24 protein-coding genes and 1 pseudogene are annotated in these 21,837 nt (G+C 67.8%); 9 read left to right on the top strand and 16 right to left on the bottom strand.

The window, feature by feature from the left end:
• Positions 1-67 precede the first annotated feature (67 nt).
• Entirely contained in the window at positions 68-928 is an 861-nt protein-coding gene (locus tag BN2156_RS02305; RefSeq protein WP_090509821.1) for an alpha/beta fold hydrolase, read from the top strand.
• Here the strand turns inward: BN2156_RS02305 and BN2156_RS02300 are convergent.
• Complete coding sequence (locus BN2156_RS02300) at positions 908-2,182, bottom strand: deoxyguanosinetriphosphate triphosphohydrolase (RefSeq protein WP_090509818.1); 1,275 nt, start codon at positions 2,180-2,182, stop codon at positions 908-910. The two genes, BN2156_RS02305 and BN2156_RS02300, sit on opposite strands and share 21 nt — an antisense overlap.
• A gap of 59 nt (positions 2,183-2,241) precedes the next feature.
• Between BN2156_RS02300 and BN2156_RS02295 the strand changes: the two genes are divergently transcribed.
• Complete coding sequence (locus BN2156_RS02295; RefSeq protein WP_090509816.1) at positions 2,242-4,269, top strand: TPM domain-containing protein; 2,028 nt, start codon at positions 2,242-2,244, stop codon at positions 4,267-4,269.
• On the opposite strand, the gene BN2156_RS02290 is transcribed toward BN2156_RS02295, so the two are convergent.
• Entirely contained in the window at positions 4,266-4,715 is a 450-nt protein-coding gene (locus BN2156_RS02290; RefSeq protein ID WP_090509813.1) for a winged helix-turn-helix transcriptional regulator, read from the bottom strand. The genes BN2156_RS02295 and BN2156_RS02290 overlap by 4 nt on opposite strands.
• A 93-nt stretch (positions 4,716-4,808) precedes the next feature.
• On the opposite strand from BN2156_RS02290, the gene BN2156_RS02285 reads away from it, so the two are divergent.
• From BN2156_RS02285 to BN2156_RS02275, 3 genes are read left to right on the top strand one after another with little or no spacing between them, the layout of a single operon-like run.
• Positions 4,809-5,471: an SDR family oxidoreductase gene (locus BN2156_RS02285; RefSeq protein ID WP_090509810.1), complete on the top strand. Its 663-nt coding sequence runs from the start codon at positions 4,809-4,811 to the stop codon at positions 5,469-5,471.
• 26 nt (positions 5,472-5,497) lie between these two features.
• On the top strand, positions 5,498-6,523 hold the full coding sequence (locus BN2156_RS02280) for an alcohol dehydrogenase (protein ID WP_090515361.1): 1,026 nt from the start codon (positions 5,498-5,500) through the stop codon (positions 6,521-6,523).
• Positions 6,520-7,047, top strand: coding sequence for a DUF302 domain-containing protein (locus tag BN2156_RS02275; RefSeq protein WP_110811012.1), 528 nt, complete (start codon positions 6,520-6,522; stop codon positions 7,045-7,047). Before BN2156_RS02280 ends, BN2156_RS02275 begins: the two co-directional genes overlap by 4 nt.
• Here the strand turns inward: BN2156_RS02275 and BN2156_RS02270 are convergent.
• On the bottom strand, positions 7,034-8,419 hold the full coding sequence (locus BN2156_RS02270; RefSeq protein WP_090509809.1) for a glycine--tRNA ligase: 1,386 nt from the start codon (positions 8,417-8,419) through the stop codon (positions 7,034-7,036). The two genes, BN2156_RS02275 and BN2156_RS02270, sit on opposite strands and share 14 nt — an antisense overlap.
• A gap of 97 nt (positions 8,420-8,516) precedes the next feature.
• Between BN2156_RS02270 and BN2156_RS02265 the strand changes: the two genes are divergently transcribed.
• Positions 8,517-8,885 carry an ArsR/SmtB family transcription factor gene (locus BN2156_RS02265; RefSeq protein WP_162490714.1) on the top strand — a complete coding sequence of 123 codons (369 nt, stop codon included), beginning with the start codon at positions 8,517-8,519 and terminating at the stop codon, positions 8,883-8,885.
• Complete coding sequence (locus tag BN2156_RS02260) at positions 8,882-9,280, top strand: Fur family transcriptional regulator (protein ID WP_090509806.1); 399 nt, start codon at positions 8,882-8,884, stop codon at positions 9,278-9,280. The genes BN2156_RS02265 and BN2156_RS02260 overlap by 4 nt, the downstream gene beginning before the upstream one ends.
• On the opposite strand, the gene BN2156_RS02255 is transcribed toward BN2156_RS02260, so the two are convergent.
• From BN2156_RS02255 to recO, 4 genes are read right to left on the bottom strand one after another with little or no spacing between them, the layout of a single operon-like run.
• The gene (locus BN2156_RS02255) at positions 9,273-9,680 is read right to left on the bottom strand and encodes an NUDIX hydrolase (RefSeq protein WP_090509804.1); all 408 of its coding nucleotides are present in this window, start codon (positions 9,678-9,680) and stop codon (positions 9,273-9,275) included. The genes BN2156_RS02260 and BN2156_RS02255 overlap by 8 nt on opposite strands.
• On the bottom strand, positions 9,677-10,123 hold the full coding sequence (locus BN2156_RS02250; RefSeq protein WP_090509801.1) for a hypothetical protein: 447 nt from the start codon (positions 10,121-10,123) through the stop codon (positions 9,677-9,679). The genes BN2156_RS02255 and BN2156_RS02250 overlap by 4 nt, the downstream gene beginning before the upstream one ends.
• A 1-nt stretch (position 10,124) precedes the next feature.
• Positions 10,125-11,018, bottom strand: a complete 894-nt coding sequence (locus BN2156_RS02245) for a decaprenyl diphosphate synthase (RefSeq protein WP_090509799.1) — start codon at positions 11,016-11,018, stop codon at positions 10,125-10,127.
• Positions 10,954-11,808, bottom strand: a complete 855-nt coding sequence (gene recO, locus BN2156_RS02240; RefSeq protein WP_090515356.1) for a DNA repair protein RecO — start codon at positions 11,806-11,808, stop codon at positions 10,954-10,956. Before recO ends, BN2156_RS02245 begins: the two co-directional genes overlap by 65 nt.
• A 63-nt stretch (positions 11,809-11,871) precedes the next feature.
• On the opposite strand from recO, the gene BN2156_RS02235 reads away from it, so the two are divergent.
• Positions 11,872-13,368 carry an amidase gene (locus BN2156_RS02235; protein WP_090515354.1) on the top strand — a complete coding sequence of 499 codons (1,497 nt, stop codon included), beginning with the start codon at positions 11,872-11,874 and terminating at the stop codon, positions 13,366-13,368.
• A gap of 15 nt (positions 13,369-13,383) precedes the next feature.
• Here the strand turns inward: BN2156_RS02235 and era are convergent, their stop codons facing one another.
• The 9 genes and pseudogenes from era to hrcA all read right to left on the bottom strand — a co-directional run bounded on the left by era (position 13,384) and on the right by hrcA (position 21,315).
• Complete coding sequence (gene era, locus BN2156_RS02230) at positions 13,384-14,283, bottom strand: GTPase Era (RefSeq protein ID WP_090509795.1); 900 nt, start codon at positions 14,281-14,283, stop codon at positions 13,384-13,386.
• The gene (locus BN2156_RS02225; RefSeq protein ID WP_090509793.1) at positions 14,280-14,597 is read right to left on the bottom strand and encodes a cytidine deaminase-like protein; all 318 of its coding nucleotides are present in this window, start codon (positions 14,595-14,597) and stop codon (positions 14,280-14,282) included. The genes era and BN2156_RS02225 overlap by 4 nt, the downstream gene beginning before the upstream one ends.
• A complete protein-coding gene (locus BN2156_RS02220; protein WP_090509791.1) occupies positions 14,590-15,891 on the bottom strand; it encodes a hemolysin family protein in 1,302 nt (433 codons plus the stop codon). Before BN2156_RS02220 ends, BN2156_RS02225 begins: the two co-directional genes overlap by 8 nt.
• Positions 15,888-16,424 carry an rRNA maturation RNase YbeY gene (gene ybeY, locus BN2156_RS02215; RefSeq protein ID WP_090509790.1) on the bottom strand — a complete coding sequence of 179 codons (537 nt, stop codon included), beginning with the start codon at positions 16,422-16,424 and terminating at the stop codon, positions 15,888-15,890. Before ybeY ends, BN2156_RS02220 begins: the two co-directional genes overlap by 4 nt.
• Entirely contained in the window at positions 16,421-17,467 is a 1,047-nt protein-coding gene (locus BN2156_RS02210; protein WP_090509787.1) for a PhoH family protein, read from the bottom strand. The genes ybeY and BN2156_RS02210 overlap by 4 nt, the downstream gene beginning before the upstream one ends.
• Before the next feature lie 137 nt (positions 17,468-17,604).
• Positions 17,605-18,321, bottom strand: coding sequence for a hypothetical protein (locus tag BN2156_RS02205; protein WP_131725121.1), 717 nt, complete (start codon positions 18,319-18,321; stop codon positions 17,605-17,607).
• A 38-nt stretch (positions 18,322-18,359) separates the two neighbouring features.
• Positions 18,360-19,080, bottom strand: a pseudogene (locus BN2156_RS02200) (16S rRNA (uracil(1498)-N(3))-methyltransferase).
• Between the two features lie 16 nt (positions 19,081-19,096).
• Positions 19,097-20,239 carry a molecular chaperone DnaJ gene (dnaJ, locus tag BN2156_RS02195; RefSeq protein ID WP_090509783.1) on the bottom strand — a complete coding sequence of 381 codons (1,143 nt, stop codon included), beginning with the start codon at positions 20,237-20,239 and terminating at the stop codon, positions 19,097-19,099.
• A gap of 44 nt (positions 20,240-20,283) precedes the next feature.
• Entirely contained in the window at positions 20,284-21,315 is a 1,032-nt protein-coding gene (hrcA, locus tag BN2156_RS02190; protein ID WP_090509781.1) for a heat-inducible transcriptional repressor HrcA, read from the bottom strand.
• A 207-nt stretch (positions 21,316-21,522) separates the two neighbouring features.
• On the opposite strand from hrcA, the gene BN2156_RS02185 reads away from it, so the two are divergent.
• A complete protein-coding gene (locus BN2156_RS02185) occupies positions 21,523-21,837 on the top strand; it encodes a type II toxin-antitoxin system VapB family antitoxin (protein ID WP_036394222.1) in 315 nt (104 codons plus the stop codon).

Genomic DNA, 21,837 nt, shown 5'->3' with positions numbered 1-21,837 from the left:
GTCTATGCGTGCGCGGAAGTCGCGTTGCGCGGGTTTGCCGACGCCGCGGGAAGGCATGTGAGCTGCGGTGAGTGAAACCCGACAGAACTGGGTCGAACACGACGGTCGTCGCATCGCCTATGCCGCCTACGGGCCGGACTCCGGCGTGCCGGCGCTGTTCATCGCCGGCGCCGGCTGCGGCAGACGGATGACGTTCGGACAGCGTGGGCTCGACGAGTACGGGATCCGCCTGATCTCGGTGGACCGTCCGGGGATCGGCGGGTCCGATCCCGATCCGGGCAAAGATTTCGACACCGTCGCGGCAGACTTCGCCGCGGTGATCGACGCCGTCGCCGGGTGCCCGGTGCCCGTGGTGGCCAATTCGCAGGGCGCGCCGTTCGGGCTCGCGCTCGCCAGGACCGGCCGGGCATCCGGACTGGTGCTCGCCTCGCCGATCGACGATCTGGGCTATCCACCGGTGACCGCGCTGCTGACCGCGCCGCACCGCGATTTCGTGACGGCGATCGCCGCCGATCCCGACGGCGCGATGCACGATCTGTGCGGGTACACCGCGGCCGCATTGTTCGACATGATCATGGCGGACTATCCGGCCTCCGACGGCGTCGTCTATGACGATCCCGGTTTCCGCGAGATGCTGCGGGCCGCCCTCACCGACGGATTCGCCCAGGGGCCGGCCGGATACGCGCGCGACACCGTGCTCGCCAGCTCACCGTGGCCGGCGCACCTGATGGAGCCCGGCGTCGACGTGGACCTGTTGTTCGGGTGCGACGACGCCGTCCACTCCCCCGACCTCGGGATCACCCTGGCCGGCCGGATTCCGAGAGCCCGGCGCACGGTCGTCGCCGGAGTGGGTGGCGCATTGCTGTGGGCGCTCCCGGATCTGGTGCTGCGCCGCCTGGGGAGCTGGTCAGCCCAGCGGCCGGGGTGAACGCGCCTCGTGCACGCGTTCCAGCCGGCTCTCGGTGTAGGACGCGATCTGATCGACCACCACACGCAAGCGGGCCCCGTCGTCGGCCGCGAGGTCGAACTCGGGCGCGAACTGCGGGTCCAGGCTGCCCGGGGCCTGCGCCCACAACGCCAGGGCCACCTCGTGGATCAGCGTGCGCTGATCGGCCTGGATCTGCAGGTGCCGGTGATCGGACATGATGAACTGCAGCGCCAGCATCTTGAGCAACACCACCTCGGCGCGCACCAGCGGCGGCACCGCCAGCTCGGCGTCGAACCTCCGCAGCGGCCGGTCGCCGGCGACGGCGCGGGTCTGGGTGATCGCCGCATTGGCAAAGCGCCCGACGAGTTCACTGGTCATGGTCTTGAGCGCGACCGAGGCCGCCAACGTGCCGTCGTAGCGTCCCACCGCGGTGACCACCGGCACGTGCGACAGCCGCTCGGCCGCGGCCAGCAGTTCGTCGTGCGTGACACTGGGAAAGGATCGGGCGCCCAGGTCGGCCAGCGAGGCCGCGGCGTCGGGATCGCCGAGCACCCGCAGGTCGATGCGCCCGGAGATCACGCCGTCCTCGACGTCGTGCACCGAATAGGCGACGTCGTCGGCCCAGTCCATCACCTGGGCCTCCAGGCAGGGCCGTTCGCCCGGCGCACCGGCCCGCACCCAGGCCGCCGCATCGGCGTCGTCGTCGTAGAAGCCGTATTTCTTGCGGGTGCCGAAGCTGGGCCACGGATACTTCGCCACCGCGTCCAGCGCGGCTCTGGTCAAGTTGAGGCCGGCCGAACGCCCTTCGGCGTCAAGGACTTTGGGTTCCAGCCGGGTGAGGATCCGGAAGTTCTGCGCATTGCCCTCGAATCCCCCGAAGGGCTTGGCGATCTCGTCGAGGGCCCGCTCGCCGTTGTGGCCGTAGGGCGGATGCCCGATGTCGTGGGCCAGGCCGGCCAGATCCACCAGGTCGGGATCGCAGCCGAGTCCGATCGCCATGCCGCGCCCGATCTGGGCCACCTCGAGCGAATGGGTGAGCCGGGTGCGCGGGGTGTCGCCGTGCCGCGGACCGACCACCTGGGTCTTGTCGGCCAGCCGGCGCAGCGCCGCGCTGTGCAGCACGCGGGCCCGGTCGCGGGCGAAATCGGTCCGGTGCTCGGTGTCGGTTCCGGGCAGCGCAGCACCCTTGGGCGCCTCGACCACCAGACGTTGCCGGTCGAAGTCGTCATACCAGGACTGCGTATCCGCGTTCACCGACGCACAGTCTGCCAGGAACCGACGCGCCAACCCCGCAGCGCACTAGATTGACGGTCATGCGTATCGCCCGTCTGCTGTCCATGCTGCTCGCGATCCTGATGGCCGGACTGCTGGTCGCCCCCGGCGCCGCCGCCGAGCCACCGCTGCGGTTGGCCGGCCAACTCACCGACAACGCCGGGGTGTTGTCGGGCGCCCAGCGGGGCAACGTGCAGCGCGCGATCGACCGGCTCTACGACGACCGCCACATCAAGTTGTGGGTGGTCTTCACCGAGGATTTCGCCCGGCAGAACCCGGTCGGCTGGGCGCAGAACACCATGCAGCTGAGCGATTTCGGTGACGACGACGTGCTGCTGGCGGTCGCCACGGTGGACCGGGCGTTCGCTTTCCAGGTGCCCGATACCGTCACCAACTCGGCGCGAGCCGACGACATCCGACGCAACAGCGTCACCCCGGCGCTGCGCCGTGACGACTGGGCGGGTGCGGCGATCGCCGCGGCCAACGGATTGAACGCCGAACCCGAAACCCCCGCCGCACCCGGGATCTCGTGGCCCGCCATGCTGATCGGTCTGGGCGTGGTGCTCGTGCTGGCCGGCCTGCTGTGGTTGTGGTCGCGCCGCCGCCGGGCCAAGCGCCGTCACGCCGAGTTCGAGGCGGCCAAGCGGGTCGATCCGACCGACGCGAACGCACTGGCCGCGGTGCCGTTGGAGGCGCTCGACGAGCTGTCCCGTTCGATCGTGGTCGACGTCGACAATGCCGTGCGCACCAGTGAGGCCGAGCTGGAATTGGCCGTCGAGGAATTCGGGTCCAAGCGCACCGAGCCGTTCAGTGCCGCCCTGGCCAACGCGAAAACCGCACTGGCCCAAGCGTTCACCGTGCGTCAGACCCTAGATGACGATGCGCCCGAGACTCCGCTGCAACAGCGGGAGCTGCTCACCAAGGTGGTGGTGTCGGCGGCCAGGGCCGACCGCGAGCTGGACACCCAGAGTCAGGCCTTCGAGCAGCTGCGCGATCTGGTGATCAACGCCCCGGCCCGGCTGGACGCCATGACCCAGCAGATGGTCGACCTGACCGCCCGCATCGACCCGTCCCGACAGACCCTGGACAGTCTGCACACGCAATTCGACGCGACCGCACTGACTTCCGTGGCGACCAACGTGGACACCGCCAAGGAACGACTGGCGTTCGCCGACCGCAACGTCACCGCGGCCCGCGGCCTGGTGTCCCGGCCGGCCACCGATCAGACCGCGCTGGTGGACGCGGTCCGCTCAGCCGAGTCGGCCCTCGATCAGGCCCGGACCCTGCTCGACGCCGTGGACAGTGCGGCCTCCGACATCAATCGGGCGCTGGCCGGTCTGCCCGCGGCCATCACCGACATCCAGGCCGGGATCGACCAGGCGAATTCCCTTATGGGGCAACCAGGCACGCCACAGGCCGACCGGCTCGCCACCGCCCGTGACGCCGCGAAGAAGGCGGCCGACGATGCCACGGGCAACGGCAAGTCCGACCCGCTGGGCACCTTCACCCGGCTGACCAAGGCCGACGCTGAACTCGACCAGCTGCTGGCCGGCGTGCACGAACAGCAGGAGGCCGCCGAGCGGTTGGCCCGCGCGCTGGAGCAGGCCCTGTTCACCGCCCAGTCACGGATCAAAGCGGTATCGGACTTCATCGAGACCCGACGCGGCAGCATCGGCCCGGAGGCGCGCACCCGGCTGGCCGAGGCGCAGCGACAGCTGCAGGCCGCCGAGGCCAAGCGGGCCGAGAACCCCAATGAGGCGGTGGCGCACGCGAACGGGGCGTCGACGCTGGCCGCTCAGGCCCAGGGCCAGGCCAATGACGACGTCCGCGCCGCGCAGCGGTCCTACACCTCGCAGTACGGCGGAGGCGGCGGGTCCGATATCGGTGCGGTGCTCGGCGGCATCCTCATCGGCAACGTCCTGCGCGGCGGCGGCGGTTTCGGTGGTGGCTTCGGCGGCGGGTACGGGGGCAGCTGGGGCGGTGGCCGCAGCATGGGCCGCCCGACCTCCTACGGCGGCGCGTCGCATTCGTCGGGCCGCAGCTACAGCGGCGGTGGCGGTCGCTTCTAGCCGGTCCGCTCCTGAAGGCTGACCTGCCCGCGCGGCACCGGCGTACCGTCCTTGCGTTGAAAACCGATTCGGACAGGTTCTCCGGTGTCGGTGTCGATGAAGCGGTACTGACTGCTGTGCGGACGCGGCCGGTGAACGTGACCCCATTGACCGATCGCAGCGAGCACCGAGACGAGTTCATGGCCGGCGTCGGTGAGCACGTAGCGGCTGCGGGTTCGGTCGCCCGGCTGCTGATAATCGACGACTTCGAGGATGCCGGCCGCCACGAGTTCGGACAGCCGTGCGCTGAGTACGTCGGGAGCCACCCCAAGTCGTTCGCGGAACTCCGAGAATCGCGACCGGCCCAGCAGTGCTTCGCGAATGATCAGCATGGCCCACCGCTGGCCGAGCACCGACATGGTGCGGGCGATCGGGCAGACGTCGTCGGACCACGGATCAGTGCGCATGCCCTATTCTAGCTGAGTTGGGAATACCTATCCAGGTTCCCGCCTTGACGGTAGTGACGTTGGTGCAGTCAACCGAACCCGAAGGAGAATCCAATGTCCCGACAGATCCAAGGTGCAACGGCAGTGGTAACCGGTGGCCAGAAAGGGCTGGGCAAGGCGATCGTGGACGAGCTGCTCGCACGCGGCGCTGCCAAGGTCTATGCCACGAGCCGAAGCCCCGAGCCGAGCACCGACCCGAGGGTGGTTGTCGTCGCGGCCGAGATCACCGACGGTGATTCGGTCGCCAAGCTGGCCGCACTGGCCACCGACGCCACCATCGTCGTGAACAACGCCGGCGTGACCGGCGGCAAGTCGCTGCTGAACAGCGACCTCGATGAGATCCGATCCGTAGTCGAAACCAACCTGTTCGGCTCATTGCGCGTGACGAGAGCCTTCGCTCCCCAGCTGGCCGGGGGAACACTCGTCAACATCGCCTCGGTGCTTTCGTGGCTACCCGGCTTCGGCGCGTACGGCGTATCGAAAGCCGCGCTGTGGTCGGCGAACAACTCGCTGCGGCTGGAGCTGGACGGCCAAGGTACCGATGTGGTCGGCGTCTACCTGGGCTACACCGACACCTCGATGGTCGCCGATCTCGACGTCCCGAAGAATGATCCGGCCGACGTCGCTCGCCAGATCGTCGACGGTATCGAATCCGGCGCCACCGAAGTGCTCGCCGACGAACTCACCCGCCAGGCCCGGGCAACCGTCTTCGCCTGATCGCCGGATATCCGAGGAGAATGGACATGTCGACCTACCGCGCCTTTCAGGTGACCGGACAACGCCAATTCGACCTGGTCGAACGCGAGCTCGTTGCACCGTCACACGGCCACGTCCGGGTACGGGTGCTCAGCTGCGGGGTATGCCACAGCGACGTGCTGGCCGTCGAAGGCCAGCGGCCCGCGCCCGAACAACCGGTGGTACCCGGCCACGAGATCATCGGCGTGGTCGACGCGATCGGCGACGGAGTGCATGCCTGGAAACCCGGCGACAGGGTGGGGCTGGGATTCCTCGGAGGCCAGTGCAACGAGTGCGAGTTCTGTCGCCGCGGCGATTTTGTGAACTGCAGCGATCAGCCCAAACCGGGTACCACCGAGGACGGCGGCTACGCGGAGGTGGTGTACGCCCGGGCATCGGGTCTGGTCCGGGTGCCCGCCGAACTGTCGCCGACCACCGCCGCTCCCCTGTTGTGCGCCGGGGTCACGGTGTTCAACGCACTGCGCGCCACTGCGGCGCCGCCCGGCGCACTGGTTGCCATCCAGGGCATCGGCGGGCTCGGTCATCTGGGCGTGCAATACGCCAAGAAGCTCGGTTTTCGCGTCGCTGCCATCGCCCGCGGTGCCGAAAAAGAAGAGCTGGCAAAGCGACTGGGCGCCGATCACTACATCGACAGCGCAGCTACTGACCCCGCCGCCGAACTCAACGCGCTCGGCGGCGCCACCGCAATCGTCGCCACCGCAGCCAGCGGCGCCTCGATGAGCCCACTCACCGCGGGCTTGCGTCCGCGCGGGCAACTGGTCGTGGTCGGGGTCGCCCCGGACCCGATCGCGGTCAGCACAGCCGACTTGATCCTCGGTGGGCGCAGCATCATCGGCAGCCTGACCGGCTCGGCGATCGACAATGAGGACAACCTCGCATTCAGCCTCGCCAACGACATTTCGCCGATGGTCGAGGTGATGCCGTTCGAGGAAGCGCCGAAGGCCTACGAGCGGATGATGTCGGGCCAGGCCCGTTTCCGGGTCGTCCTCGACGTCGCGGGATCATGGCAATGACGCGACGCAGCGGCGTCGTCGACCACCCGAGCCGGCGGCTGCTGATCGCGCTGCCCGATGACTACGACCGCGCCCGCGAACATTACGAATCACTGGTACCGGCAGTCGATCTCAGCGCATACGACGGCGCGTCGGACTGGGACGACGTGGTCGCCGTGGCGAAGCAGCAAGCCCCACACGGCTTCATGCGGTACTTCAGTATCGACGTCTCGCCGACGATGGCGCTGTCCGGTTCGACGTCGCGGGCCACCGAGTACCTGATGGGCAACCACACCATTGCCGAACGCATGTTCCGTCACGACGCGGGCGTCATGTTGCACGCGCCGTTGCGCACGCTGCTCTATGCCGGCCCGGACGGCACCGTACTTGCCGTCGATCAGCCGAGCCTGCTGTTCGCCAGCTACGGCGACCCGGCGATCACCGCGGTCGGCCACCACCTCGACGGGTTGTTGGCGAGGCTGATCGAACTGCTCGACGGCGATGTCCCCGCGCAGCTGCTCGACGAAAGGATCAGGCGCCCTTGAGCCGCACCGCCAGGTAGTCCGACACCTTGTCCAGTGCGATGCGCTCCTGGGTCATGGCGTCACGCTCGCGGATGGTGACGGCGTTGTCCTCCAGGGTGTCGAAATCGACGGTCACGCAGTACGGCGTGCCGATCTCGTCCTGGCGGCGGTAGCGCCGGCCGATCGCGCCGGCGTCGTCGAACTCGACGTTCCAGTTCTTGCGCAGCTCGGCGGCCAGGTCGCGGGCCTTGGGTGACAGGTCGGCGTTGCGCGACAACGGCAGGACCGCGGCCTTGACCGGGGCCAGACGCGGGTCGAGCTTGAGCACGGTGCGCTTGTCCACCCCGCCCTTGGCGTTGGGGGCCTCGTCCTCGGTGTAGGAGTCGACCAGAAACGCCATCAGCGAGCGGGTCAGGCCGGCTGCCGGCTCGATCACGTACGGCACGTAGCGGGTGTCGGCGCCCTGGTCGTAGAACGACAGGTCCACACCGGAATGCTTTGCGTGCGTGGACAAGTCGAAGTTGGTGCGGTTGGCGATACCTTCCAGCTCACCCCAGGGGTTGCCGGCGAAACCGAACTTGTACTCGATGTCGACGGTGCCGTCGGAGTAGTGCGACAGCTTCTCCTTGGGGTGGTCGTACAGGCGCAGATTGTCCCGGTTGATGCCGAGGTCGACGTACCACTGCAGCCGCGTCTCGATCCAATACTTGTGCCACTCACCGGCCGTCGACGGCTCGACGAAGAACTCCATCTCCATCTGCTCGAACTCGCGCGTACGGAAGATGAAGTTGCCCGGGGTGATCTCGTTGCGGAAGCTCTTGCCGATCTGGCCGATGCCGAACGGCGGCTTCTTGCGCGCGGTGGTGACCACGTTGGCGAAGTTGACGAAGATGCCCTGCGCGGTCTCCGGGCGCAGGTAGTGCAGACCTTCCTCGGACTCGATCGGGCCCAGGTAGGTCTTGAGCATCATGTTGAAGTCGCGCGGCTCGGTCCACTGGCCCTTGGTGCCGCAGTCGGGGCAGACGATCTCGTCCATGGGGACGGAGTCGGGGTCATCGAGACCCTTCTTGGCCGCGTACGCCTCCTGCATGTGGTCCTGACGATGCCGCTTGTGGCAGTTCAGGCACTCCACCAGCGGATCGTTGAAGACGTCGACGTGACCGGAGGCCACCCACACCTGGCGCGGCAGGATGATGGCGGAGTCCAGGCCCACAACATCATCTCGGGACGTCACGACCGACCGCCACCACTGGCGCTTGATGTTCTCTTTCAGCTCGACACCGAGCGGGCCGTAATCCCACGCGGACTTGGTGCCGCCGTAGATCTCACCGGACTGGTAGACCAGGCCACGGCGTTTCGCCAGGTTCGCAACGGTGTCGATGATGGATGCCACGGTGCATCAGAGTAGCGACCAGCCTGCCGCCAGCGATAATCCGCCGCGGCCGCAGGAGCGGTTGACATGCAATATCGTGCATGTATTCTGGCCCGTAATGGAAACGATTTCCAATTTCACGGTAAATCAACACGACGACGCACGCGAGCACACCGCCGCTCCGGCGCCGGAAATGCCGCCGCGGGAGGTGCTCGACACCGCCGGTGAGCTGCTGCGTGCGCTGGCCGCTCCGCTGCGGATCGCCATCGTCCTGCAGCTGCAACAGTCCCAGCGCTGCGTGCACGAACTGGTCGACGCACTCGGGGTGCCGCAACCGCTGGTGAGCCAGCACCTGCGGATTCTCAAGCAGGCCGGGGTCGTCGCCAGCGAGCGCGCGGGGCGTGAGGTGCTCTACCGCCTCGTCGACCATCACCTGGCCCATATCGTCGCCGACGCTGTCGCCCACGCCGGCGAGGAACAGCGGTGACGGGCGCGGTCCGGTCCACGCGGCAGCGCGCGGCCATCGCCGACCTGCTCAACGAGACCGACGGATTCCGCTCAGCCCAGGAGCTGCACGACGAGCTGCGCCGCCGCGGCCAGGCCATCGGCCTGACCACCGTCTACCGAACCCTGCAGTCCATGGCCACCACCGGCAGCGTGGACACGCTGCGCACCGACACCGGCGAGTCGGTCTACCGGCGCTGCTCCGAGGACCACCACCATCACCTGGTGTGCCGGACCTGTGGCGCGACCGTCGAGATTTCCGGTGGCCAGGTCGAGACCTGGGCCGCCGACGTGGCCCGCGAACACGGTTTCTCCGATGTCAGCCACACCATCGAGATCTTCGGGATGTGTGGCGGGTGCAGCGACGGGGTCAACTGACCCGGTCGCGCGCCAGCGCCAGCACGGTGTCGCGGGTCAACGGGGCCAGCTCGATGTCACCGGGATCATGCAGGCCGATCCACGTCATCTCGGCGATCTCCGCCTGCGGCTGCGGCTCGCCGTCCAGGCTCACCAGGTAGAGCCACGCGTCGACGGAGTGGCCGGGTTCGTTGGCGGCCCGTGCCGTGTGGCGGCCCAGTTCTTCCGCCTCGGACAACACGAATCCGACGCCGAGTTCCTCACGAACCTCCCGGGCCAGCGCCTCGATCGGCTGCTCCCCCGGCTCGATCTTTCCGCCCGGCTGCATGAAGGCCGTCGTGCCGCGCTTACGGACCACCAGCAGCCGGTCGTGCCCGTCGAGCACCACCGCCGCGACAATGCGGATGACCGGAGCGGTCACGACATCAGGTCCCGGCGCACATCGGCACCGGTGGCCAACACCATCAGGATCAGTGTGCGCAGCGCGTCGTCGGTGAGCCCGGCCGCGGGAAAGTTGTAACGCAGCATCACGTCGGCGACCTTCTTGGCCGGTCGTTTGCGCGAGGCTCCCTTGGGTGTCGCCCCGTTAGTGGGCGTCTCGACCAATTTCTCCACCAGCACCACCGTGCCCAGCATCGTCTTGCTGGCGTGGTCGGACACCCGCTCGCGAATCTTGTTGTTCAGCGGAAGATCCCAGGCCAACGGCTGGGTCAGCGAGACCATCTCCAGGTCCTCGGCGATGGCCACCACCCGAATCGAGGCCACCGAGCCGTCGACCGTCACGGTCAGCGCACCGTCTTCTTCCTCGACGACCGACATCACCTCGCCGAGCACCGAGGACAACCGCTGCAGGAGGCCGGGCATGTCAGGCCCTACCGAAGCGACGGTTGCGGTTCACGTACTCCTCGCATGCCGCCCACAGGTCGCGCCGGTCGTAATCCGGCCACAGCTTGTCCTGGAACACGAACTCGGCGTAGGCCGACTGCCACAGCAGGAAGTTGCTGGCCCGCTGCTCCCCCGAGGTCCGGATGAACAGGTCCACATCGGGGATGTCGGGGCGGTGCAGATGCTTGGCGAAGGACGCCTCGGTGATGCGGCCCGGGTTGACCTTGCCCTCGACGGCCTCGGCGGCCAGTGCCTGCGCTGCTTCAACGATCTCGGTGCGCCCTCCGTAGTTGACGCAGTAGTTGACCGTGATGACGTCGTTGCCGACCGTCATCTGTTCGGCGATGTCGAATTCCTTGATCACGCTGCGCCACATCTTGGGCCGCGAGCCGACCCAGCGCATGTTCACGCCCATGGCGTTCAGGTTTTCCCGGCGGCGCCGTACCACCTCCCGGTTGAACCCCATCAGGAACCGGACCTCCTCGGCGCTGCGCTTCCAGTTCTCGGTGGAGAACGCGTAGACGCTCAAGTGCTTGATGCCCAATTCGATGGCGCCGCAGGTGATGTCGATCAGCACCGCCTCACCCATCTTGTGTCCCTCGGTGCGGCCCAGGCCACGCTGTGTGGCCCACCGACCGTTGCCGTCCATCACCACGGCGACGTGATTGGGAACCTGATCGGCGGGGATCCGCGGCGCGACGGCCTTGGAGGTGTGCTGCGGCGGACGGGCGAACCGGCCGTTGGTGCCGGCCGGGATCTCCGGGAAGACGACGGGCCAGCTCGAGGTGTCCGGGAAGACCGGGTAGTCCTCAGGCGCCGGGGGCAGCTGTGGGTAGGTCGACTTGCCCCGCTTCCCGTCCTTCGTCAATGCCATGGCCCATATCCTGCCTGACCAGCGTCGCGCGCTGCTCGGCGACTGTCCGATCGATCCGGTACACCCGCTCGACCAGAGGCAATGTCCGCAGCTGACGTTCCAGGTGCCACTGCAGATGCGCCGCGATCAGTCCGCTGGCCTGGGTGCGATGGCTCGATGAGGAGGCCTCGGCATATTCCCAGTCGCCCTCGTGCAGCGCCGACATCAGCTCCAGTACGGGTTGGGGCGGAGTGCTGGATCCGCTGGGCCGGCAGTGCACGCACACACTGCCGCCGGCGGCGACGTGGAATGCCCGGTGCGGGCCCGGCGCGGCACAGCGGGCGCACTCGGTCAGTGCCGGCGCCCACCCGGCGATCGTCATCGCCCGCAGCAGGTAGGAGTCGAGCACCAGTTCCCGGGCCCGGCGCCCGTCGGCGATGGCCCGTAGTGCGGCCACCGTGAGCCGGTGCAGGTCAGGCATCGGCGCCCGCTCCTCCCCGGCCAGCCGCTCGGCGGTCTCCAGCATCGCGCATGCACTGGTGTAGCGGCCGTAGTCACTGACGATGTCGGCGGCGAACGCGTCTATGGCCTGCACCTGGGTGACGATGTCGAGGTTGCGCCCGGGATGCAGCTGCACGTCGATGTGGGCAAACGGTTCCAGCCGCGCGCCGAACTTGCTGCGGGTACGCCGAACCCCCTTGGCCACCGCGCGCACCAAACCATGGTTGCGGGTGAGCAGGGTGACAATCCGGTCGGCCTCGCCGAGCTTGTGCTGGCGCAGCACCACCGCCCGGTCCCGGTACAGCCGCATCGTGACAGTGTCGCACCATGGCCGGACAGGTTCCGTTATGCACCGCCGATATTCTCGAAAGTGATGGCCAAATCTGCGACTTCCGACTCCACCACCCCGCCTTTTCCCACCCTGACGCATCAGCTGTATCAACTTGCCAGCGGCGCAGTCACTTCTGACGAACTGGTACGTCAGTCACTGCATGCCATCACCGCGAGCCAGCCCACGCTCAACGCCTTCCGGGTGGTGCTCACAGAGCAGGCGCTGGCCGACGCCGCCAAGGCCGACACGGCTCGCGCAGCCGGCAAACAGCTCCCACTGCTGGGAATCCCGATCGCGGTCAAGGATGACGTCGACATCGCCGGGGTGCCCACCCGATTCGGCACCGACGGCGACGTGCGCGTCGCGACCGCCGACGCCGAGGTGGTGCGCCGGCTGCGCGCCGCCGGTGCGGTCATCGTCGGGAAGACGAACACCTGCGAGCTCGGACAGTGGCCGTTCACCGGTGGCCCCGGCTTCGGGCACACCCGCAACCCGTGGTCCCGTAAGCACAGCCCGGGCGGATCCTCGGGCGGCAGCGCCGCGGCCGTGGCGGCGGGCCTGGTGACGGCGGCCATCGGGTCCGACGGTGCGGGCAGCGTCCGCATCCCCGCCGCGTGGACACACCTGGTCGGCATCAAGCCGCAGCGCGGACGCATCTCCACCTGGCCGCTGCCCGAGGCGTTCAACGGCATCACCGTCAACGGGGTGCTCGCCCGCACCGTCACCGACGCGGCCCTGGTGCTCGACGCCGCATCCGGGAATGCCGAGGGCGATCTGCACAAGCCGGCACCGATCCAGGCCCTCGAGCATGTCAGTCGCGCGCCCGGGCCGCTGCGGGTGGCGATGTCGACGAAGTTGCCGTTCACCGGATTTCCCGCCACGCTGCACCCCGAGATCCGTGACGCACTGCAGGCCGTCGCCGATCAGCTCGGCAATCTGGGCCACACCGTGGTGGCCAAAGACCCCAACTACAGCCTGCGAATGTCGTGGGATTTCCTGGCCCGCTCGACCGCGGGTCTGCTGGACTGGGCCGAGCGGCTCGGCGACGTGCCCTTGGACGAGCGCACCGTGGCCAACATGAGGATCGGCCGCCTGCTGTCTCAGGACGTGCTGCGCAAGGCCCGCGCGCACGAGGCTGCCGCGCAGCGCCGCATGTCCTGGATCTTCAACCTCGTCGACGTCATCATCGCTCCGACAACGGCCCAGCCACCGCCGCTCACACATGAATTCGACCGCCGCGGGTGGTCGGCCACCGAACGCAGCTCGATCGCCGCGTGCCCGTTGACCTGGCCGTGGAACCTGCTGGGCTGGCCGTCGATCAACGTGCCCGCCGGCTTCACCTCCGACGGCCTGCCGATCGGCGTGCAGCTGATGGGTCCGGCCGACAGTGAGCCGCTGCTGATCTCACTGGCCGCCGAGCTGGAGGCGATCACCGGCTGGGCAGCCAAGCAGCCCGAGGTCTGGTGGAATACCCCGTCGCAGACCGATGCCTCGCAGGCGGCCGCCGCGATCAACGCACTCGACCGCCAGGCCGGTTGACGTTGCCGGTCGAGGTCAGAACCCGAGCCGGCCGAGTTGCTTGGGATCACGCTGCCAGTTCTTGGCGATCTTGACCCGCAGGTCTAGATAAACCTTTGTACCGAGCAGCTTTTCGATCTGGGTCCGGGCAGCCGTACCGACCTCGCGCAGCCGCGCACCGCCCTTGCCGATCACGATGCCCTTCTGGCTGTCGCGCTCGACGTAGAGGATCGCGTGCACGTCGATCAGGTCGTCACGGCCTTCTCTTTCGGACACTTCCTCGATGACGACGGCCAGCGAGTGCGGCAACTCGTCGCGTACGCCTTCCAGGGCGGCCTCGCGGATGAGCTCGGCCATCAGTACTTCCTCGGGCTCATCGGTGAGTTCGCCGTCAGGGTAATAGGCAGGCCCCGGAGGCAGTTTGGAGACCAGCACATCGGTGAGCACATCGAGTTGCTCCCCCGCCGTGGCCGAGACCGGCACGATGTCGGCGTCCGGCCCCAAGAGCTCGCTGACGGCCATCAGTTGTTCGGCGACCCGCTCCCTGGGCACCTTGTCGATCTTGGTGACCACGGCGATCAGCGTCGTCCTGGGCGCCACCGCGCGAATCTGCTGATAGATCCAACGGTCACCGGGACCGATGCGTTCGTCGGCGGGAATGCACAGACCGATCACGTCCACCTCGGAGTAGGTGTCCTTGACCAGATCGTTGAGCCGCTGACCGAGCAGGGTCCGCGGGCGGTGCAACCCGGGGGTGTCGACCAGGATGATCTGGAAGTCGTCGCGGTGCACGATGCCGCGGATCGTATGCCGGGTGGTCTGCGGCCGGTTGGAGGTGATCGCGACCTTCTGCCCCACCAGGGCGTTGGTCAGCGTCGACTTGCCGGTATTGGGCCTGCCGACGAAACATACGAAACCGGAACGGAATTCGGTCATAGCGGGTTCCCGGCGCGATCGGTGACGATCACCGCGGCGTCGCCGGACAGTTCCCGCACCGCGGCGATGCCTGCGTCGTCGGCGGCGCCGCCGACCAGCACTGCTGCCTCAAGGCCGGTGGCACCGCTGGACACCGCGGCGGCCACCGCCGCCTGCAGCGCGGTCAGCTGCAGTGCTGCCAGGGTGACCGGCGCGCCGGCGTAGGTGCGGCCGTCCTGATCACGGACCGCCGCACCCGAGGACGCCTCGGCGCGGCCCATCGCGCCACGGGCCAGGACCACGAGCTTGTTGTCTTCTGCGTCGAGCTCACTCATCGGTTTCTCGGGTCTCCTGTTTGTCGGATTCAACCGGGCTGACCAGGACCGTGCCGATCCGCACCCGGCCACGATGGTCGGAACCGCCCTCGGCACGCAGCCGCAGGCCGTCCCACGTGACCTCGGCGCCGGGCAGCGGCACGCGGCCCAATTCGAAAGCCACCAGACCGCCGACGGTGTCCACGTCGAGATCCTCGTCGGCCTCCATTTCGTAGAGCTCGCAGAGGTCTTCGATCGGCAACCGTGCCGACACCCGGTACTGCCGGTCACCGATGTCCTCGACCGGGGCCACCTCGTCGGTGTCGTACTCGTCGGCGATCTCGCCGACGATCTCCTCCAGGACGTCCTCGATCGTGACCAGGCCCGCAATGGCGCCGTATTCATCGACCAGCAACGCCATGTGGTTGCGGTCGCGCTGCATCTCGTTGAGCAGTTCGTCGAGCGGTTTGGAGTCCGGCACGAACACCGCCGGACGCATCACCTGTGCGACGTTGGTGTCGCGGCCGCCGTTGGTCGAGTAATAGGTCTGCTGGACAAGGTCTTTCAGGTACACCACGCCGACGATGTCGTCGACGTTCTCCCCGATCACCGGGATGCGCGAATGTCCGCTGCGCACCGCCAATGACGTCGCTTGACCCGCTGATTTGTCGCTTTCGATCCACACCATCTCGGTGCGCGGCACCATGACCTCACGCGCCGGGGTGTCCCCGAGTTCGAACACCGACTGGATCATCCGGCGTTCCTCGTCGGCCACCACGCCCCGCTGCTGGGCCAGGTCCACAACCTCGCGCAACTCGATCTCCGAGGCGAACGGGCCGTTACGGAAGCCCCGCCCGGGGGTGAGCGCGTTACCGATCAGCACCAGCAGCCGGCTGATCGGGGTGAGCAGCACGGAGATGGCCTGCAGCGGCAATGCCGAGATCAGCGCGATGGAGTAGGCGTTCTGCCTGCCGACCGTACGGGGGCCGACGCCGATGGCCACGAAGCTCGTCACCACCATGATCGCGGCCGCCGCCACCAGACCCCAGCCGACGCCGAGGTGGCCGTCCAGGAAGGAGACGAGCAGGACCGTTGCGCTGATCTCACAGGTGATCCGCAGCAGCACAACAAGATTGATGTATCGGGGCCGCTCGGCGACCACCCGGCTGAGCCGGGCCGCACCCGGGCGTTCGTCGCGGACCAGCTCCTCGATCCGCGCGATCGAGACGGTCGACAGCGCGGCGTCGATGGCGGCGAACAGGCCACCGAACGCGACCAGCACCACGGCGCCGAGCAGCGGAAGTATGCCGGTCACGGTTCGTCGAAATATCGTGACTTGTCCAGCAGGCTCTGATCCTTCTGGCTCTGCCGGTCGGCGTGATATGCCTCGACCTGATCAGCCACCCATTCCTCGAGGAGCTGACGCTGCAGCGCGAACATCTCTTTTTCCTCGTCGGGCTCAGCGTGGTCGTAGCCGAGCAGGTGCAGCACCCCGTGCACGGTCAGCAGGGCCAGCTCCTGGCCGAGCGAGTGCCCGGCCTTGGCGGCCTGCTGTTCGGCGAATTCCGGGCACAACACGATGTCGCCGAGCATCGAGGGGCCTGGCTCGGGAGAGTCCGGCCGCCCGCCGGGTTCCAGCTCGTCCATCGGGAAACTCATCACATCGGTGGGGCCCGGCAGGTCCATCCACCGCATGTGCAGATCCGCCATGGCGGCGCTGTCCACCAGCACCATCGACAACTCGGCCGCCGGGTTGACGTCCATCTTCGCGATGACGAAACGCGCGACGCTGATCAGTTCATCCTCGGAGACATCGATGCCCGACTCGTTGGATACCTCAACGCTCATCTGCGTGGCCGCCCGTTCGACGAACGGCGTTGGGCACGGTTGAGCAAGGCCGGCTCCTCATGTCGGGCGTAAGCGTCGACGATCTCGGATACCAGGCGGTGACGGACCACGTCGGCACTGGTGAGTTCGGCGAAATGGATGTCGTCGATACCGTCGAGGATGTTCATCGCCGCCCGCAGGCCCGAGGTGTTGCCGCCGGGCAGATCCACCTGCGTAATGTCGCCCGTGACAACGACTTTCGATCCGAACCCGAGCCGGGTCAGGAACATCTTCATCTGTTCGGCGGTGGTGTTCTGCGCCTCGTCGAGGATGATGAACGCGTCATTGAGCGTGCGACCACGCATGTATGCCAGCGGTGCGACCTCGATCACCCCGGCACTCATCAGCTTTGGAATGAGCTCGGGGTCCATCATGTCGTGCAGTGCGTCATAGAGCGGCCGCAGATACGGGTCGATCTTCTCGCTCAATGTGCCGGGCAGGAAGCCGAGGCGCTCGCCGGCCTCCACCGCGGGGCGGGTCAGGATGATCCGGCTGACCTGCTTGGTCTGCAGGGCACTGACCGCCTTGGCCATCGCCAGGTACGTCTTGCCCGTACCGGCCGGGCCGATGCCGAACACGATGGTGTGCGCATCGATGGCATCGACGTAGCGCTTCTGGTTGAGCGTCTTGGGCCGGATGGTCTTGCCGCGCCGGCTCAGGATGTCGAGTGTCAGCACCTCGGCCGGGGACTCGTCCTCGGTGCCGGTCAGGATGGCGACGCTGTGACGTACCGCCTCAGGGGTCACCGCCTGTCCGCTGGAGGCGACGGCGATCAGCTCGGCCACGACGCGTTCGGCCAGTGCGACGTCGGCGGGCTCGCCGGTGAAGGTGATCTCATTGCCGCGGGCGTGAATGTCGGCGGGAAGAAGTCTTTCAAGGGCCCGCAGATTTTCATCGGCGGAGCCGAGCAGGCCCACGATGATGTCGGGCGGAACAGTGATGCTGCTGCGGACCGATTCCGATGTGGTGGCCGACGAGTCAGCGGTCGTGTCGCGGGGCGTCACGTGGAGTTTGTGCCTGCTTTCCGTGTTTTCCTGACGGCCGGCTGCCGTCGCACTGTTGCCAGTTTACCGCTGGTCAACGACACGCCCCAATGGTTAAGCAGGCCGGATGAAGATACAGGTCAGCGGGGCGCGCCGGATCAGCCCGCGAACGCGTCCACCGCAGCCCGAACCGCATCGTCGTCCGGCCTGGCGTACATCTTGCGGGACCGGCGATCGTAGGTGGCCACATAGGGACAACTGTCAGCGGTGCCGGTGACCGTCCCCCCGCTCTTGATCACCTTGCCGGTCTTGGCCTCGCGGAACGTGACCTCGTATTCGACGGAGTAGTAGTCGACCTTGACGTGGTCCCCGTCATCGTCGTCGACGCACGAAGTGACCTTCACCTCGCTGCCCTTCTTTCGATCCAGGCAGGCGACGACATTGATCTCGGAGTACTCATCGGAGGTCGTCCATTTGTCGGAAGCGACCGGCAGCCAGATCTCGTCGACGATTCCGAGCCCTTTGAAGAACGCCACGACGTTGTACGGCTTGCCGTAGTCGGCGGCATTGGTGATGCGATCGTTGTCGCACACGCCGGAGAAATCAGATGCCGAATGAGCAGTCCGGTCCTGTCCCTCACCGCTCACCTGGTAGATCGCGTACCCCATGAATCCGACCAGCGAAAGGCCCACGACCGCGACGACGGCCACGATCGCGATGGCGAGCCCCGATTTCTTCGGCCGGATGGGCGGGCGGGCCGGAGGCCATTGTGAAGGCTGCCATGGCTGCCCCTGCGGCGGTGGCCAATGCGGAGGCTGCTGCCCGTACGGGGGCTGCCCGTAGGGCGGCGGCGGGCCTTGCGGCGGGAAACTCACAGAAGGAGCGTAATGCCTGGCCAGGCCATCCGACGGCGCTAAATCTCCCAGCGCGCCGTCAACGCGCCGATCGCTCCCAACGCCACGGCTGCCGCCGTCGACGTCCGCAGCACGGTCGGCCCGAGCCGGACCGCCTTGGCGCCGGCCCCGGTCAGCGCGGCGATCTCCTCGTCGGCGATGCCACCTTCGGGGCCGACGATGAGGATCAACGAATCCGCTTGGGCCAGAGGAAGTTCCGCGACCGGCTCGGTGGCGGACTCATGCAGTGCCAGCACCAACGCTCCCCCGGACACCGCGTCGGCGACCCGCCGGGTCAGCGCCGGCGTCGACACCACGCCCTCGACCGGCCGCCGAGCGCGCCACCGCCTCCCAACGCCGCAGGCCCTTGTCCATTTTCGGGCCCTCCCAGCGGGCCACGCACCGAGATGCCTGCCAGGCCAGGAAGGCATCCGCACCTGCCTCGGTCGCCAGCTCGACGGCCAGCTCCGAGCGGTCGGACTTGGGCAGCGCCTGCACCACGGTCACCGACGGGCGCGGTGCGGCGATGACGACCCGCTCGGTCAGCCGCGCCGACAACCGGCCCTTGGCGGTCTCCTCGACGACACAGTGCGCCAGCGTCCCGGCGCCGTCACTCAGGTCGATCTGCTCCCCGACCCGGATGCGACGCACGTTGGACGCGTGGAAACCCTCGTCGCCGTCGACGACGGCGAGCTCCCCGGCGCCCGGCAGCGCGTCGACGTAGAAAAGCGCTGCGCTCATTGGGTCAGCCCCGGCGTCAGCGGCCGGAGAACGTCTCGCGCAGGCGGCTGAACAGTCCGCCGGAACTCGACTGGGCCGAAGTGGAGCGCACCTCGGCGGCGTCGCGGCCGCGGTTCTCCTTCAGCTTGCGCAGCAGGTCGGTATCGGTGCTGTCGAGCCGCGTCGGCACCACGACATCGATGTGGGCGTGCAGGTCGCCGCGTACCCCGGAGCGCAGATGCGGCATACCGTGGCCGCGCAGCGTGGTCACCGAGCCGGGCTGGGTGCCTGCCGCGATGCTCAGTTCGGTGGGTCCGTCGAGGATCGCGTCGACGGTGACCGTGGTGCCCAGCGCGGCGTCGACCATCGGCACCGAGACGGTGCAGTGCAGATCATCACCGTCGCGGACGAAGATCTCGTGCTGCTTCTCGTGCACCTCGACGTAGAGGTCACCCGCAGGCCCACCGCCGGGGCCGACCTCGCCCTGGGCGGCCAGCCGGACGCGCATGCCGTCGCCGACACCCGCCGGGATCTTGACGCTGATCTCACGGCGGGCACGCACCCGGCCGTCGCCACCGCATCGGTTACACGGGTCCGGGATGACCTCACCGATCCCGCCGCAGACCGGGCAGGGACGCGTGGTCATCACCTGGCCCAGCAGCGAGCGCTGGACGGTCTGGATCTCGCCGCGCCCGTCACAGGTGTCACAGGTGATCGGCGTGGAGTTGCCGTTGGTGCCCTTGCCGTGACACAGGTCGCAGAGCACCGCGGTGTCCACGGTGACCTGCTTGGTCACGCCGGTCGCGCACTCCGCCAGGTCCAGCCGCATCCGCAGCAGCGAATCGGCGCCCGGGCGTACCCGGCCGACCGGACCGCGCGAGGCGGTGCCGCCACCGAAGAACGCCTCGAACACGTCGCCGAGACCGCCGAACCCGCTGAATCCGCCGGGCGCTCCGCCCACCGATTCCATCGGGTCACCGCCCATGTCGACGATGCGGCGCTTCTCCGGATCGGACAGCACCTCATAGGCGACCTGGATCTCGGTGAACCGGGCTTGGGCCTCCTCGTCGGGGTTGACGTCGGGATGCAGCTCACGTGCCAATCGCCGATATGCGCGTTTGATCTCCGAATCGCTCGCGCCTTTGCCCACTCCGAGCAAGCCGTAATAATCGCGTGCCACGCTGACCTTGCCTGACCTTTCTGTGCCGGACGTATCCGGCTGTATTACCGAGTACCTAAGACTTCGCCGATGTACAGAGCAACCGCAGCGACATTGGCGATGGTTCCCGGGTAATCCATTCGGGTGGGACCCACCACACCCATTCCCCCGTACACCTTGCCTGAACTGCCGTACGTGGTGCTCACCACCGACGTGCCCAGCATCTGTTCGGCCTCGGTCTCATGACCGATCCGCACGGTTACCTTGCCCGCTTCCTGCTGGGCTGCCAACAACCGCAGCACCACCACCTGCTCCTCCAGCGCCTCCAGCACCGACCGCAGCGATCCGCCAAAATCAGCGGTGTTGCGGGTCAGGTTGGCGGTTCCGCCGAGCAGCAGCCGTTCCTCGGTGTGCTCCACGAGCGTCTCGACCAGGACGGTCGCCGACCGGCCGACGGCATCGGCGAGCGCGCCGTGGCCGTTGAGGTGTGAGGCCAGATCGCTCACCGCGATCGACGCGGCGGTGATCGGCTTGCCTTCCAACGCCTGTCCCAACATCTCGCGCAGTTTGGACAGCTCGTGTTCGTCGATGGCGTCGCCGAGCTCGACGATGCGCTGGTCCACCCGGCCCGAATCGGTGATCACCACCAACAGCAGCCGCGCCGGGGTCAGCGCCACCACCTCGAGGTGACGAACGGACGACGTGGACAACGTCGGGTACTGCACGATCGCGACCTGCCGGGTCAGCTGCGCGAGCAGCCGCACCGCGCGCCGCAACACGTCATCGAGGTCGACGCCGGACTCCAGGAAGGACAGGATGGCCCGGCGCTCGGACGACGACAGCGGTTTGACGTTGTCGATCCGGTCGACGAACTCCCGGTAACCCTTCTCGGTGGGCACCCGGCCCGAGCTGGTGTGCGGCTGGGTGATGTAGCCCTCGGCCTCCAGCACCGCCATGTCATTGCGCACCGTGGCGCTGGACACACCGAGGTTGTGGCGCTCCACCAGGGTCTTGGAGCCGATCGGCTCCTTGGTGGCCACGAAGTCGGCGACGATGGCGCGCAGCACCTCGAAACGACGTTCGTCGGCACTCCCCACCTGTTCACCTACCCTTCGCAGCGGCGATGTGTTTATTTTGCTCGGTTCATTTTACCGACCAGCAGCGGGTTTACCGATCGCGCAGCCGAGCGCCGCGGTCCGCCGGTCCGAACGACACCGGCGCAGGCAACGTCCCGCGAACGTATTAGCCTAGGCACCTATGCCGATGGCAACACCGCGCAACACTGCCACGGACGCGGGCCGGCGATGATCTTCAAGGGCGTCCAGGAGGGCAAACCCTACCCGGAGCACGGGCTCTCCTACCGGGACTGGTCCCGCATCCCCCCGCGCCAGCTGCGCCTCGACGAGCTGGTCACCACCACCACGGTGCTCGCTCTCGACCGCCTGCTGTCCGAGGATTCGACGTTCTACGGCGACCTGTTCCCGCACGCGGTGAAGTGGCGCGGCGACATCTACCTCGAGGACGGCCTGCACCGGGCGGTGCGCGCGGCGCTGCGGAACCGCACGATCCTGCACGCGCGGGTGTTCGACATGGACGCGCTCGCGCCCAACCCGGCCTGA

Source organism: Mycolicibacterium neworleansense, assembly GCF_001245615.1.
GTDB classification, from domain to species: domain Bacteria; phylum Actinomycetota; class Actinomycetes; order Mycobacteriales; family Mycobacteriaceae; genus Mycobacterium; species Mycobacterium neworleansense.
This window is presented reverse-complemented; position numbering and strand designations above follow the sequence as displayed.

What these genes read in the sequence shown, in the direction of transcription:
- BN2156_RS02285 (WP_090509810.1), top strand. Translation starts at nt 4,809, where the DNA reads ATGTCCCGACAGATCCAAGGTGCAACGGCAGTGGTAACCGGTGGCCAG.
- BN2156_RS02250 (WP_090509801.1), bottom strand. Translation starts at nt 10,123, where the DNA reads ATGCCCGGCCTCCTGCAGCGGTTGTCCTCGGTGCTCGGCGAGGTGATG.
- BN2156_RS02295 (WP_090509816.1), top strand. Translation starts at nt 2,242, where the DNA reads ATGCGTATCGCCCGTCTGCTGTCCATGCTGCTCGCGATCCTGATGGCC.
- recO (WP_090515356.1), bottom strand. Translation starts at nt 11,808, where the DNA reads ATGCGGCTGTACCGGGACCGGGCGGTGGTGCTGCGCCAGCACAAGCTC.
- BN2156_RS02290 (WP_090509813.1), bottom strand. Translation starts at nt 4,715, where the DNA reads ATGCGCACTGATCCGTGGTCCGACGACGTCTGCCCGATCGCCCGCACC.
- BN2156_RS02275 (WP_110811012.1), top strand. Translation starts at nt 6,520, where the DNA reads ATGACGCGACGCAGCGGCGTCGTCGACCACCCGAGCCGGCGGCTGCTG.
- BN2156_RS02245 (WP_090509799.1), bottom strand. Translation starts at nt 11,018, where the DNA reads ATGGCATTGACGAAGGACGGGAAGCGGGGCAAGTCGACCTACCCACAG.
- BN2156_RS02265 (WP_162490714.1), top strand. Translation starts at nt 8,517, where the DNA reads ATGGAAACGATTTCCAATTTCACGGTAAATCAACACGACGACGCACGC.
- BN2156_RS02185 (WP_036394222.1), top strand. Translation starts at nt 21,523, where the DNA reads ATGATCTTCAAGGGCGTCCAGGAGGGCAAACCCTACCCGGAGCACGGG.
- BN2156_RS02280 (WP_090515361.1), top strand. Translation starts at nt 5,498, where the DNA reads ATGTCGACCTACCGCGCCTTTCAGGTGACCGGACAACGCCAATTCGAC.
- era (WP_090509795.1), bottom strand. Translation starts at nt 14,283, where the DNA reads ATGACCGAATTCCGTTCCGGTTTCGTATGTTTCGTCGGCAGGCCCAAT.
- BN2156_RS02225 (WP_090509793.1), bottom strand. Translation starts at nt 14,597, where the DNA reads ATGAGTGAGCTCGACGCAGAAGACAACAAGCTCGTGGTCCTGGCCCGT.
- BN2156_RS02235 (WP_090515354.1), top strand. Translation starts at nt 11,872, where the DNA reads ATGGCCAAATCTGCGACTTCCGACTCCACCACCCCGCCTTTTCCCACC.
- ybeY (WP_090509790.1), bottom strand. Translation starts at nt 16,424, where the DNA reads ATGAGCGTTGAGGTATCCAACGAGTCGGGCATCGATGTCTCCGAGGAT.